This is a genomic window from Halioglobus maricola (assembly GCF_009388985.1).
In the GTDB taxonomy this organism is placed as follows: Bacteria; Pseudomonadota; Gammaproteobacteria; order Pseudomonadales; family Halieaceae; genus Halioglobus; species Halioglobus maricola.
Genome location: NZ_CP036422.1, coordinates 619,912 through 632,636 on the forward strand (window position 1 = coordinate 619,912; position 12,725 = coordinate 632,636).

The window sequence follows — 12,725 nt, forward strand, 5'->3', positions numbered from 1 at the left end:
TTCCGCGCAGTTGCCTGGATGATGCTGGCGCTATTCTGCTTCTGCATGCTCGCGGTCGCGAGCAGAGAGCTGACCCGTGACATGGGCACGGTACAGATCCTGTTCTGGCGCAGCTTGCTGGGTGTAACGATGATGAGTGTGTTGCTTTACTCGCGGGGGCACTTGAATCGCACTGGCCTCAGGCCGGAATTGGCGCCATGGCACCTGTTGCGCAATGGCGCCCACTTTGCCGGGCAGTGTGCCTGGTTGCTCGCTATTGCGGCTCTGCCTCTGGCAGAAGTGTTTGCGCTTGAATTCACCACGCCGTTCTGGGCAGCACTACTGGCGGCGATATTTATGGGTGAGGCGATGAACCGGGGGCGCTGGGCGTCTGTGGTGCTCGGCCTGGTGGGGGTGTTGGTGATTCTGCGCCCAGGCACTGCTGCCATCAATCCCGCAAGTCTCATTATGCTGGCCGGTGCGGTGGGTTTTGGCATCAGTGTGATCGTCACGCGCAAGCTGACCCTGTTGCTGTACGGTACCCGTCACGCGTTCATGTTGGTGCTCTGGTATATGACGGCGATGCAGTGCCTGTTTGCACTGGTATTGCTGTTGCCCTCGCCCGGGCTCCCACCGGCGGATGCCTGGCCCTGGATGGTGGCGGCGGCCGTCGCAGCGCTGGTAGCGCACTACTGCCTAACCCGCGCTTTGTCCTATGCCGATGCAGCGATCGTGATGCCTATCGATTACCTGCGCCTGCCGCTGATTATGGTCACCGCCTGGTTGCTTTACGATGAGGCGGTGACCGTTTGGTTGGTTGCCGGGTCGGCGTTGATAGTTTGTGGTAATGCGATGGGGCTTTATATGGAGACTGTGCGCAAAAGAAGTGCTTCGACCGCGCCTGGAGAGCGCTTACGTTGATAGCGTTAAAGGTTCCATCTAAACGCCTTTTCTCAATTCAAGAATTGTCAGTGATATGAATATCGAGTAGTTTCTTGGTTTACAAAAGGTTCATAACACAAATAACTTTCGGGGTACGATCAATGAAACTCTATTCGCGTGTTAGCGCCTCCGCGTTGTTTCTATCTGCCAGTCTATGTGCAGCTACTGGCGCCCAGGCTCAGGCGCAGGCGTCGGCTGCATCGCTAGACCTGGCGGCATACGGGGGCGCGCTAAATAGGCAGACTGCCTCGCCAGTTCCCATTTCTCCTCGTCAGTTCCTGGTCGCGGCCAGAGGGCTGGACGGCAGCGCGGGCACTGCGGATGACCTCACCTTGCTCATCACGGTGAACGGCACCGATTCATTCAGAGTGGATACTTTGGCGACTCCTTATCTCAGTACCGGGGGCTCCAATTTTTCAGTGCGAGTTTCCTCCACGCTAGCAGTGATACAGTCCCGGGGGGCCGACGGCAATTGGGAGTCGGCCGACGACGCCCTGCATATTTTGCGCGGGCTTGGAACCATGAACAGTGTGACTACGTTTCCTCTTCCCGGTCAAAGGTCCGGCAGGGCGGGGCGGCCGGTCCCTCTGGGCTCAGACAGCGTAATTCTGAGCACCATCGGTGCGGACGAGGACGACACCACGGCCGATGACGAGTTGATTGTTGTGCGCGCCCTGAGCGGTATACCGAGTAGTCAGTCGATAGCGACTCCCTATCTATTCGATGATGGCACATCCGCACCAGTGTTGATGTCCGCTGATAGTCTGGTTGTGACTAATGCTGGCGCGGACGAGTTGGAGGGGACTGCAGATGATGGTGTGCATTACGTCACTAATCTTTTCGGTACGCCCGCCGTGACTAACGTGTCCGTGCCCTATATCTATAGCCTTAATCCAGGGACACCGGTTCCGGTGACCACGACCTCCTTTCTCGTTTCTTCAGTGGGGCCCGACGAAAGTGAAGAGACGGATGACGACGAATTGGTTTTGGTCGAGGGCCTTGGGGGTGCAGTTAGCAACACTGAATTTAGTGTACCGAATATTTTGGACTACGGCGGCGGCCGCTCTGCTGTGCTTTCCCCCACCTTGGCGGTGGTGTCAACTCAAGGGGCAGACGGCTCTGAAAGAGACGCCGATGACAGTGTCTGGGTTTTGAGCGACATTGGGGGCGCCAACACCCTGCAGGAAGTGATCATTGGGGGGCTCGATGAAGACGCCCAGGCAAGGTGCCAGCGAATAGGCGCTACGCAGTGCGCGCTGACGACCGGTGGGGCCGATTTCACTGGTCCCAGCCTGGATGACGAGGTTGTCGTAATCTCCGATATTGGGGGGACGAATGCCCTTACTCGTATCGTTGTCCCGGGATTGGAAGAGCGGATTATCAGTCGCGTCACCGTGGTCAACGCGGATACTCTGATGGTCGCCAGTGGCGGTGCGGATGGGGATGCGGGCACGGGAGATGACGATGTCATCTCTGTTATTACCGGCGTCATGTCTGGCGCGCCCGAGGTTACCGAGATTCCCTCCATCGGTTCTTTCGACAGTAGCTCGACTGCCCGGGCCCATGTGCCCACGCTTTTTCCTGGCAGCAGCATCGTCGCCTTCATATCAGCAGGGCCCGACGGTTCGCTTGGAACTGCTGACGATCTCTTTCGTGTGATAAGTCTGCCGGACACACGGCCCGTGCCAGTCGGGGGTCTATGGACCAGTCTAATGCTCATCGCATCGCTGCTCACACTGGGCCTTGGTTTCTTGCGACGCAGGCGTTAAGAAAGAATTTAGTGGCTGCGATCGCGACAGCCGATGTCATGTCTTTGGCAGAGTTCGCAGCATTTGCTGCTCGTGTTTGAGGTGACCCTGAGTACACGGGCATAAAAAAGGCCGGTCAAGTGACCGGCCTTTTTAAAGATATGGTGCCCAGGAGAGGACTTGAACCTCCACGCCCTTGCGAGCACTAGCACCTGAAGCTAGCGTGTCTACCAATTTCACCACCTGGGCAACAACGGTATGAGCTTACTACGAACTGTAGCTCTATTACAGTTGAGGGCGCGCACTTTACTGGCCCAAAAAGCCTTTGTCAACTACCTTGTCTAGTGTCCCCTGCGAATGAGATTTTACCCGATGATGTATGCCGATTTGTCCCTTGAGCGGTTCATGGAAGGCCTTAAAAAGCGCAATCCGGGTGAGTCGGAATTTCACCAGGCCGTGTTCGAAGTGGCCGCCTCGGTGATCCCTTATATCCAGGATAATCCCCGCTATCGTGACGCCGCAATTTTGCAGCGTATGACCGAGCCAGATCGCACGATTGTGTTCCGGGTGGTGTGGGAAGACGACGACGGCAACATTCGGGTCAATCGTGGCTATCGGGTGCAATTCAATAACGCCATCGGTCCTTACAAGGGTGGCCTGCGTTTCCATCCTTCAGTGAACCTGTCGATCCTCAAGTTCCTGGGTTTTGAGCAAACCTTCAAAAATAGCCTGACCACGCTGCCGATGGGTGCGGGTAAGGGCGGTGCAGATTTTAACCCCAAGGGTAAGTCCGACCGTGAAGTGATGCGCTTCTGCCAGTCATTCATGACCGAGCTGTGGACCCATATCGGCGCGGACGTGGATATCCCCGCTGGCGATATCGGGGTAGGTGCCCGCGAGATCAGCTATATGTTCGGGCAGTACAAGCGGCTGGCCAAGGAGTTTACCGGGGTGCTCACCGGCAAGGCGCTGGAGTTCGGCGGTAGCCTGATCCGGACGGAAGCCACCGGCTACGGCAATGCCTTTTTTATGCAGGAGATGCTGGCCCATCGCGGCGAGGGCATGAAAGACAAAACCTGTGTCGTGTCGGGCTCGGGCAATGTCGCTATTTATTGCGCTGAAAAGATTCGTCAGTTGGGAGGCAAGGTTGTCACCCTGTCTGATTCGTCCGGCTTCATCCATGACCCCAACGGCATCGATGAATCCAAGCTGGAGTGGGTGAAAGACCTGAAGGTGAAGCGCCGCGGGCGAATTTCTGAATACGCTGAGATGTTTGGCTGCGAGTTCCACGAGGGCAAGCCCTGGGGCGTGCCCTGTGACCTGGCCTTCCCCTGCGCCACCCAGAATGAGTTGTGCACCGAGGGCGTCAGCCAGTTGATTGCCAATGGCTGCATGGCTGTGTCGGAGGGAGCGAACATGCCGACCACTGTTGAGGCCATCGATATGCTGGCGGAGGCAGGCGTGATGTACGGCCCGGGCAAGGCTGCCAATGCTGGCGGTGTGGCAGTGTCCGGCCTGGAAATGACCCAGAACAGCATCCGCCTGGCCTGGACGGCAGAGGAGCTCGAGTCACGGCTGGAGCAGATTATGGTGGGTATCCACCGCCAGTGTGTGCAGTACGGCCAGGAAGGTGACCACGTGAACTATGTGAAAGGCGCCAATATCGCCGGCTTTCTCAAGGTCGCCGATGCGATGCTGGCCTACGGTGTGATCTAAAGATTCCAGACTCTCGACCGGTTACTCGCGTATACTTAGCCTATGACTGTCCGACTTTCCGGACCCACGAAACAGGCCCCCTGAATGCCAAAGAAAGGCAAGATCACTGACCCTCACGCCAAGCGAGAGGCCGCCAAATACGAAAACCCTATCGCCAGTCGCGAGGTTATCCTCGATGTGCTGCGCGATGCGAACAAGCCCCTGAACCATAACCAGCTGGCCAAGAAATTACAGCTGGCGAGTCACGAGGATGCGGAAGCCCTGCGCAAACGCCTGCGCGCGATGGAGCGCGACGGCCAAGTGATGTCCGACCGCAAGGGCGCCTATGGCCTGGTCGACAAGATGAACCTCATTCACTGCAAGGTGCAGGGCCATCGCGACGGCTACGGCTTTGCCATGCCGCTGGGCGAGGGCGACGACGTCTATCTCAGCGCCCGGCAGATGCATTTTGTGTTCGATGGCGATGAGGTGCTGGTGCTGATCACTGGCGAGGACCGCCGCGGTCGCCTCGAGGGCCGGGTGGTGGAAGTGTTGCAGCGCGGCGTGACCACTGTCGTGGGCCGCTACCAGGAAGAGAGCGGAATTGGTTTCGTGATTCCCGACAACGGCCGCCTCACGCACCAGTTTCTGATTCCGCCGAAGGAAAAGAGCGGCGCCAAGAATGGCCAGATCGTCTCCGCACTGATCACCGATTATCCCACCCGTCAGTTGGGCGCGAAGGCTTCCATCACTGAGATCCTGGGCGACCATATGGACCCGGGTCTGGAGATCGATGTTGCCATTCGCTCCCACGAGATTCCCTGGGAGTGGCCGGAAGCGGTGCAGCGCGAGGCGGCCAGCCTGGAAGACGAGCCCGCTGAAGAAGACAAGCGCAACCGCAAGGATCTGCGCAAGCTGCCTTTTGTCACTATCGACGGTGAAGATGCCCGCGACTTCGACGACGCGGTGTATTGCGAAAAGCGGCGTGGTGGTTGGCGCCTTTATGTGGCGATCGCCGATGTCTCGCATTATGTCCGCCCGGGCATGGCGCTGGATGAAGAGGCGGCCAATCGCGGCAACTCGGTGTACTTCCCCGAGCGAGTGGTGCCCATGCTGCCGGAAGCGCTGTCCAACGGCCTGTGCTCACTCAAGCCACAGGTGGACCGTCTGGCGATGGTTTGTGAGATGGAACTCAACCGCACCGGCAAGATGCTGCGCTACGAGTTCTATGAGGCGGTGATTCACTCTCACGCCCGGCTGACTTATACACAGGTGGGCGAGGTGCTTAACGAGGGCTGGCATGCTGATGTCGCACCCGAGCGCGTGCCCGACCTGCTCCTTCTGCAAGAGCTTTACAAGGTGTTGCGCGCCCAGCGCGATACGCGCGGCGCCATCGATTTCGACACGGTGGAAACCCGCATTATTTTCGACGAGCAGAAGAAGATCGAATCGATCGTGCCGGTAGTGCGCAACGATGCCCACAAACTGATTGAAGAGGCGATGCTCTGCGCCAATGTGGCCGCAGCGCGCTTTTTCGAGGCCAACCAGCTGCCGATTCTGTATCGGGTCCACGAGGGTCCCAGCGAAGAGCGGCTTGAGGGCTTGCGCGGTTTCCTCGGTGAACTGGGGCTGGACCTGCCCGGCGGCGCCAAACCGACGCCACTGGATTACCAGCACCTGCTGGAGCAGGTGGCCGAGCGCGACGATGTGCACGTGATCCAGACTATGTTGCTGCGCTCTCTCAGCCAGGCCCAGTACCAGCCCGAGAACGGTGGTCATTTCGGCCTGCACTATGACGCCTACGCGCACTTCACTTCGCCGATCCGCCGCTATCCGGATCTGCTTGTGCATCGTGGTATCCGCAGCCTGGTCCGTTCAGACAAGCCCGCCGAGGGTGTGTTCCGGGTAGCGGGCGCTGAGCCTATTCCCACCCGCCGTATCTTCCCCTACGACGATGCGGCCATGGCGGTCCACGGTGAGCAGTGTTCCATGACCGAGCGCCGCGCCGACGACGCCACCCGCGAGGTGAATGCCTGGCTCAAGTGTGAGTACCTGCAGGAGCATGTCGGGGATGAGTTCGATGGGGTTATCGCCGCGGTGACGAGTTTTGGCCTCTTTGTCGAGTTGGAGGACCTCTATATCGAGGGGCTGGTGCACGTCACCTCCCTGCCGGGCGATTACTACAACTTCGATAAGAGCCGCCAGCGCCTGCTCGGCGAGCGCAGCGGCCGAATGTTCAAGCTCGGGGGCAAGGTGCGGGTGCAGGTGGCCCGGGTCAACCTGGACGATCGCAAGATCGATCTGGAAATGATCGATACCAAGCCGTCGAAGAAAGACAAGGCCCCCAAGCAGGGCCGGGACCAGAAGCCCAGGGGCAAGAAGAAATCCGGCAGTTCACAGGGTAAGTCACAGAAGAAGCCCAAGGGCAAAGGCAAAACCGGCCTGCGCCGCCGCTACTAGACAGAGCACTATGCAATACATATACGGAATTCACGCTGTCGACAGCCTGTTGCGCAGAGCACCCAAGTCGGTCCAGCGCCTCTGGGTACAATCGGGTCGCGAAGACAAGCGCATTAACGCCCTGCTTGAGCTCGCCCAGAACCAGGGCGTCCCGGTTGCCCGCGAGACACGCAAGGACCTCGATGCGATGGTCAATGGCCGCCATCAGGGCGCGGTTGCCGAGACCCTGGATGACCCTGTGCACGGCGATGTCCAGCAGGCCAACCTCTGGCAGGAGGCCGATTTGCTGCGGATGGTGGAGAACAAGGCCGAGCCGGTGCTGATCCTGGTGCTGGACGGCGTTACCGACCCTCACAATCTCGGCGCCTGCATGCGCTCGGCGGATGCCGCCGGCGCCGACGCGGTGGTGGTGCCCAAAGACAAGTCCGCTGATCTCACGCCCACTGCGCGCAAGGTCGCGTGCGGCGCCGCTGAAGTCGTCCCGTTTGTGCGGGTCACCAATATCGCCCGTACCCTGGAAGCCCTGCAGGAGCGTGGGGTGTGGGTTTACGGCACCGCGGGTGAGGCCCAAAAAACGATATATGACAATGACTTAAGCGGATCTGCGGCGCTCGTGATGGGCGCTGAGGGGGCGGGGATGCGCCGCCTGACCCGGGAGCATTGCGATTTCCTGATCAAATTGCCCATGGCCGGTTCTGTCAGTAGCCTCAACGTCTCAGTGGCCACGGGTATCTGCCTGTTTGAGATTGTGCGGCAGCGCGGCGGGGAGGGGTAAAAATACCCACTTGCCCGGGCTGCTCAAACTCTATACAATCCGCGCCTCAAAATTTGCCCGGTGGCTTGTGCCGCCGATCCTCCTTGCTGCACCGCATTCCCTCGGGATTAGTTGGGCAGCATTAACCCGTAAGGAGCTACTGTATGCGTCATTACGAAATCGTATTTATGGTCCATCCGGACCAGTCTGAGCAAGTGCCCGGCATGATCGAGCGCTACTCCAACACCATCTCCAAGGACGGCGGCAGCGTTCACCGTCTGGAAGACTGGGGTCGTCGCCAACTGGCCTATCCCATCAACAAAATCCACAAGGCACACTACGTGCTGATGAACGTGGAAGCTTCCAACGAAGCGATGGAAGAGCTCACCACCACTTTCCGTTACAACGACGCTGTGATCCGTAACCTGGTGATCCGCCGCGACGAAGCCGTGACTGATGAGTCCCTCATCATGAAGGCTGAGAAAGAGTCTCGCGAGCGCAAGAGCCGTTACGAAGAGCGCAAGGCGGCTGAAGCAACTGCAGAAGCAACACCAGAAGCAGCTGCTGAAGAAACGCCTGCCGAGAAAGCAGCAGAGCCGGCGCCTGACGCCGCCTCCGAAGAGTAATAGAGAGGAGTATTAAAGATGGCCCGTTTTTTCCGTCGCCGTAAGTTCTGCCGTTTCACCGCCGAAGGCGTTAAAGAGATCGATTACAAGGATCTCGAGACCCTGAAAGCATACGTAAGTGAAACCGGCAAGATTGTCCCTAGCCGTATCACTGGCACCAAGGCCAAGTACCAGCGTCAGCTGGCGACTGCTGTGAAGCGCGCGCGCTTCCTCGCCTTGCTGTCCTACACGGATTCCCATAGCTAAGAATCCTGACCCCCGCGCCGGCAACGAGGCCTCATGAAGGCGATCGCTGAATTTGCCATGCGAGGGCGCTTCCAGGCGCTGCTGTTAACAGTAGGCGGCGCAGGGAGCATTCTGTTTTGTTGGATCAGTGCAGCGGTACTCGCACTGGTCACCCTGCGCAGAGGCGCAGGAATGGGGGCCCAGCTTTGGTTCTGGGCCCTGCTGCCTTCCGGCCTGGTGTGGTACACCACCGGAGACAGCGGTCCGCTGGCACTGCTCACAGGGACGTTAGTCCTGGCGCTAGTGCTGCGTGCCACGGTAAGTCTGCCCCTGGCGGTGCTTGCCAGTATTGTCACCGGCGCCTTTGCGGGCTTGTCTGTGCTGATACTGGGAGAGCACTACCTGGACCAGATGGTGGCCGTGTTCGGCGAGTTCCTCGCCCAGCTCGAGCAAAATCTGTCCCAGGGCGGCGAAGCGGTCGTGTTGCCGCGGCCCACCAACCTGCAGATCGCAGGTATGTTGGGCGCGGGAACGGCGATGTCCTCGGTATTGTGCCTGTTACTGGCGCGCTACTGGCAGGCAGCGCTGTACAACCCCGGCGGCTTCGGCGATGAGTTCAGGGCGATGCGGTATGCCCCGGGCGTCGCGACAGCGATGGCGCTGGTGGCCGTGGCGGTATCTGCGCTGGGCGTGGAATACCGGACCTGGGCAGTGATTGGAATGTTGCCGCTGAACTTTGCAGGCCTTGCACTGGTTCATGCGCGCGTCCGCTCTCGCGGACAGGGCTCGGGATGGCTGTTCGGCTTTTATGCCGCATGGATCATCTTCGACCCACTGAAACTGATGGTAGTTTTTGCCGCCATCGCTGACAGCTGGTTTGATTTTCGCCAGCGTTGGCCTGGGCTGAAGTCAGCCAAGCCAGGGCAAGACCTGGATCGCGGCGAAGACGATTAGAATTTTGATGTAGTGGGAGCACGCTCCCCAATAACGAGGAAAGTAAGATGGAAGTCATTTTGCTGGAAAAAATCGGCAACCTGGGTGGCCTTGGCGACAAGGTTGACGTTAAAGCAGGCTTTGGCCGTAACTACCTGATCCCCCAGGGCAAAGCTGTACCTGCCACTGAAGGTGCTGTAGCCCAGTTCGAAGCGCGTCGCGCGGAACTGGAAGCTGCCGCTGCTGAGACGCTGGCTGCCGCTGAGAAGCGCGCTGAAGCGATCAACGGCCTTGAGCTGGTGACTATCGCCGCTAACGCTGGTGAAGAAGGCAAGCTGTTCGGTTCTATCGGTACTCGCGACATCGCCGAGGCGGTTGCCGCTGCCGGCGTTGAAGTGGACAAGTCCGAAGTTCGCTTGCCAGAAGGCGCGCTGCGTGAACTGGGCGAGTTTGAAGTCGCTGTCCAGGTACACGGCGACGTTACTGCGATGGTTAACATCGCAGTCGTACCCGAGTAAGGATTGCACTGCTCCGCTGCGGCGGAGCACAGATCTTGAAATGCACCGGCTGCCCTGCGGTCGGTGCATTTTTTGTGCCTGGGATTTCTCCCCGGCGCTAGAATTTAGCCCTGATGCAGGCGATCTGCGCAGCGGCCACCTCTTCGATTTCCCAGGCGCGCATCAGCGTGGGCAGGTCAAAGCCCAGCTCCTCCTTGAGGATGGCCTGGGCATAATCTGCAAACAGCACAGAACCGTCTTCCAGCACCTGGTCAACGCCGTCGCGGCTCGTGGCGAGCGCCATTTTCTCTACGGCATCGCCGCGCTTCCAGTCGGGGGGTAAGTCCAACTCGAGTGCACCCTGGCGCGCGCGCACGGGATAGCCGCCAGGCAAGCCGAGCGGGGCGGGAACATGGAGTTTATGGACAGTGGGGCTGGGGTCCAGCAGCGCCAGCGCGTTGCGCGCCGCCAGAATGCCCGTGGTGGAGGAGAATGCGGCACCGGGCTCATAGCAATCATTGATCGCCCGGTTGAGCAGGGCGCGGCTGTCGCCGAACTGCGAGGTCACGTCCTCCCCTTCGTGGCTCACCCGGAGCAGAAAGGGCGCGTCGTTGGCATATCCCGGTTCCCGCGGTGCAACCCAGTGCACGTGGTGGGCGACGAGCTTCACGTTCAGTTGGGCCGGGGCGGCCATCAATTCGCGCGCTGCCAGACGATGTACCGCTGCGGCCATCAAGCCGACATTGCCGGCGCCGCAGGCGGGCCTGACCAGCGCTTCACTCTGGGCGCAGCCATTGATCACCGGGATAGTGATGTCGGGCAGGTTGCCGACCATCAGTTTTGCCTGCGGGCAGCGCGTGGCCATGGCCCGCGCGATGACCAATGGTGCCGCGACCTGGATCGGGGTGAAGGCGCCAAGGCCCGCCGCCGACAGTCGCGCGTAGTTGGGTAGGCGTTTGGTTGCATCCCAGGTGATAGGGATCGCGTAGTTGATCACCAGCTCGGGTTGTTCCTGTGCCAGCACAGCGCTTACCCGGTCGATGTCCAGTACGTTCACGCCGCCGTGATGGCTGAGCCTCGCGCGGCAATCAGGCACCGCCAGGCAGCTGTCGTTGAGTATGCGAGCGGCGATCTGGCCAAGCTGTTTGCCGTCGATCAGGTCGACAATGGCAATATCCAGGCCCGCCCGGGTCAGCTCCGCTGCCAGTTGCTGGCCGACGCGGCCTGCTCCGCCAAAGATGACTACTTTTGCCATTGCGTGGTTCCGGGCTGTGGGCTGATTCGCCCAGGGGTTGATAGGCAACACTATGGATCGGCTAATGGGTTCGCGCAAGCGATCAGCCGAGCAGTTTTACTTTCCGCGTGCAGCGAGTTCCTTTATTCTGTGCAGTCCACCGAGAAAAACCGAACAGGAATACATATTCGCGATGTCCGAACCGGACTTCCCAGACAACGTCTCCGAACTGCCCTACTCGCAAGACGGCGAGCTCGCGCGGATCAAGATGCAGCCCCACTCACTGGAGGCAGAGCAGTCTGTCATCGGCGGCCTGCTGCTGTCAGCAGACGGTTGGGACCTGGTAGCCGAAGAAGTAGCCGCCAGCGATTTTTATAAACCGGCGCACCGCGATATCTTCCGCGAGATCGCTGTGCTGGCCGACGCTGCCGAGCCGATCGATGTCATCACGGTAGCGGACAAACTCGAAGCCCGCGGACAGCTTGAAGGCGCCGGTGGCCTGCCCTATCTGGCGGAACTCGCCCAGAACACACCCAGCGCTTCCAATATTCGCGCCTATGCCCAGGTGGTGCGCGAACGCGCCAGCCTGCGCAAGCTCATTGAAGCCGCCCAGGAAATTGCTGATTCGGGCTTTAATCCCGACGGCCGCAATTCCCTTGAGCTGCTCGATGAAGCCGAGCGCATGATCATGCAGATCTCCGAGCAGGGCCCCAAATCCGGTGGCCCGCAGGACGTGAACCCACTGCTGCAGAAAGCGCTGGGGCGGATTGAGGAACTGTTCAATTCCGGCGGCGATATCACCGGCCTTACCTCGGGCTTCACCGATCTCGACGGCATGACCTCCGGTATGCAGCCCTCCGACCTGGTAATCGTTGCCGGCCGCCCGTCCATGGGTAAGACCAGTTTTGCGATGAACCTGGTAGAGAACGCGCTATTGGCCACGAAAAAGCCGATCCTGGTGTTCTCGATGGAGATGCCCGCCGACCAGCTGGTGATTCGTATGCTCTCGTCCATCGGCAAGATCAACCAGACCCGTATCCGCAACGGCAAGCTGGAGCAGGAGGATTGGCCCAAGCTCACCACCGCGGTGAACAAGCTCAAGGACATGCCCCTGTTTATCGATGACACGCCGGCGTTAACGCCCACCGAGGTGCGCAGCCGTGTGCGCAAGGTGGTGCGCGAGAACAACGGCGAGATCGGCATGATCATGATCGACTACCTGCAGCTGATGCAGGTGGCCGGTTCCTCCGAGGGCCGCACCGCGGAGATCTCGGAAATTTCCCGCAGCCTCAAGGCGATCGCCAAGGAATTCGAAGTACCCATGGTGGCGCTGTCCCAGCTCAACCGCTCGCTGGAGCAGCGGCCCAACAAGCGGCCGGTTAACTCCGACCTGCGTGAATCCGGCGCCATCGAGCAGGACGCGGACGTGATCATGTTTATTTATCGCGACGAGGTCTATAACGAGGATTCTCCGGATAAAGGTGTCGCCGAAATTATTATCGGCAAGCAGCGTAATGGCCCCATCGGTACCTGCCGGCTGGCATTTATCGGTGAGTTCACTCGCTTCGAGAATCTCGCCCACGGCTTTGGCGGTGGCGACGACTATTAACCTCTAAACCGCTCGCGTCACAC

11 protein-coding genes and 1 tRNA gene are annotated in these 12,725 nt (G+C 59.7%); 10 read left to right on the forward strand and 2 right to left on the reverse strand.

Going from position 1 to position 12,725, the window contains the following annotated elements:
* Nucleotides 1-18: 18 nt before the first annotated feature.
* Together EY643_RS02695 and EY643_RS02700 are read left to right on the forward strand one after the other, a co-directional pair.
* Nucleotides 19-900, forward strand: coding sequence for a DMT family transporter (locus EY643_RS02695; RefSeq protein ID WP_170287259.1), 882 nt, complete (start codon nucleotides 19-21; stop codon nucleotides 898-900).
* 122 nt (nucleotides 901-1,022) lie between these two features.
* Nucleotides 1,023-2,690, forward strand: a complete 1,668-nt coding sequence (locus EY643_RS02700) for a hypothetical protein (protein WP_152660759.1) — start codon at nucleotides 1,023-1,025, stop codon at nucleotides 2,688-2,690.
* 141 nt (nucleotides 2,691-2,831) lie between these two features.
* Here the strand turns inward: EY643_RS02700 and EY643_RS02705 are convergent.
* A tRNA-Leu gene (locus tag EY643_RS02705) sits at nucleotides 2,832-2,918 on the reverse strand.
* Between the two features lie 156 nt (nucleotides 2,919-3,074).
* On the opposite strand from EY643_RS02705, the gene gdhA reads away from it, so the two are divergent.
* From gdhA to rplI, 7 genes are all read left to right on the forward strand, one after another.
* Entirely contained in the window at nucleotides 3,075-4,385 is a 1,311-nt protein-coding gene (gdhA, locus tag EY643_RS02710) for an NADP-specific glutamate dehydrogenase (protein ID WP_338035560.1), read from the forward strand.
* Between the two features lie 84 nt (nucleotides 4,386-4,469).
* Nucleotides 4,470-6,824, forward strand: a complete 2,355-nt coding sequence (rnr, locus tag EY643_RS02715; protein WP_152660760.1) for a ribonuclease R — start codon at nucleotides 4,470-4,472, stop codon at nucleotides 6,822-6,824.
* Nucleotides 6,825-6,834: 10 nt separating this feature from the next.
* A complete protein-coding gene (gene rlmB, locus EY643_RS02720) occupies nucleotides 6,835-7,599 on the forward strand; it encodes a 23S rRNA (guanosine(2251)-2'-O)-methyltransferase RlmB (RefSeq protein ID WP_152660761.1) in 765 nt (254 codons plus the stop codon).
* A 143-nt stretch (nucleotides 7,600-7,742) separates the two neighbouring features.
* On the forward strand, nucleotides 7,743-8,204 hold the full coding sequence (gene rpsF, locus EY643_RS02725) for a 30S ribosomal protein S6 (protein ID WP_152660762.1): 462 nt from the start codon (nucleotides 7,743-7,745) through the stop codon (nucleotides 8,202-8,204).
* An 18-nt stretch (nucleotides 8,205-8,222) separates the two neighbouring features.
* Nucleotides 8,223-8,450, forward strand: coding sequence for a 30S ribosomal protein S18 (gene rpsR / locus EY643_RS02730; RefSeq protein ID WP_152660763.1), 228 nt, complete (start codon nucleotides 8,223-8,225; stop codon nucleotides 8,448-8,450).
* A gap of 33 nt (nucleotides 8,451-8,483) precedes the next feature.
* A complete protein-coding gene (locus tag EY643_RS02735) occupies nucleotides 8,484-9,383 on the forward strand; it encodes a hypothetical protein (RefSeq protein ID WP_152660764.1) in 900 nt (299 codons plus the stop codon).
* A 47-nt stretch (nucleotides 9,384-9,430) separates the two neighbouring features.
* Nucleotides 9,431-9,880, forward strand: a complete 450-nt coding sequence (gene rplI, locus EY643_RS02740; protein WP_152660765.1) for a 50S ribosomal protein L9 — start codon at nucleotides 9,431-9,433, stop codon at nucleotides 9,878-9,880.
* Nucleotides 9,881-9,977: 97 nt separating this feature from the next.
* Here rplI and EY643_RS02745 read toward each other — a convergent pair whose 3' ends face one another.
* A complete protein-coding gene (locus tag EY643_RS02745; protein ID WP_152660766.1) occupies nucleotides 9,978-11,114 on the reverse strand; it encodes a hypothetical protein in 1,137 nt (378 codons plus the stop codon).
* A gap of 172 nt (nucleotides 11,115-11,286) precedes the next feature.
* Between EY643_RS02745 and dnaB the strand changes: the two genes are divergently transcribed.
* Nucleotides 11,287-12,702 (forward strand): replicative DNA helicase, encoded by a 1,416-nt coding sequence (gene dnaB / locus EY643_RS02750; RefSeq protein WP_152660767.1) that lies wholly within the window; start codon nucleotides 11,287-11,289, stop codon nucleotides 12,700-12,702.
* The last annotated feature ends 23 nt before the right edge of the window (nucleotides 12,703-12,725 follow it).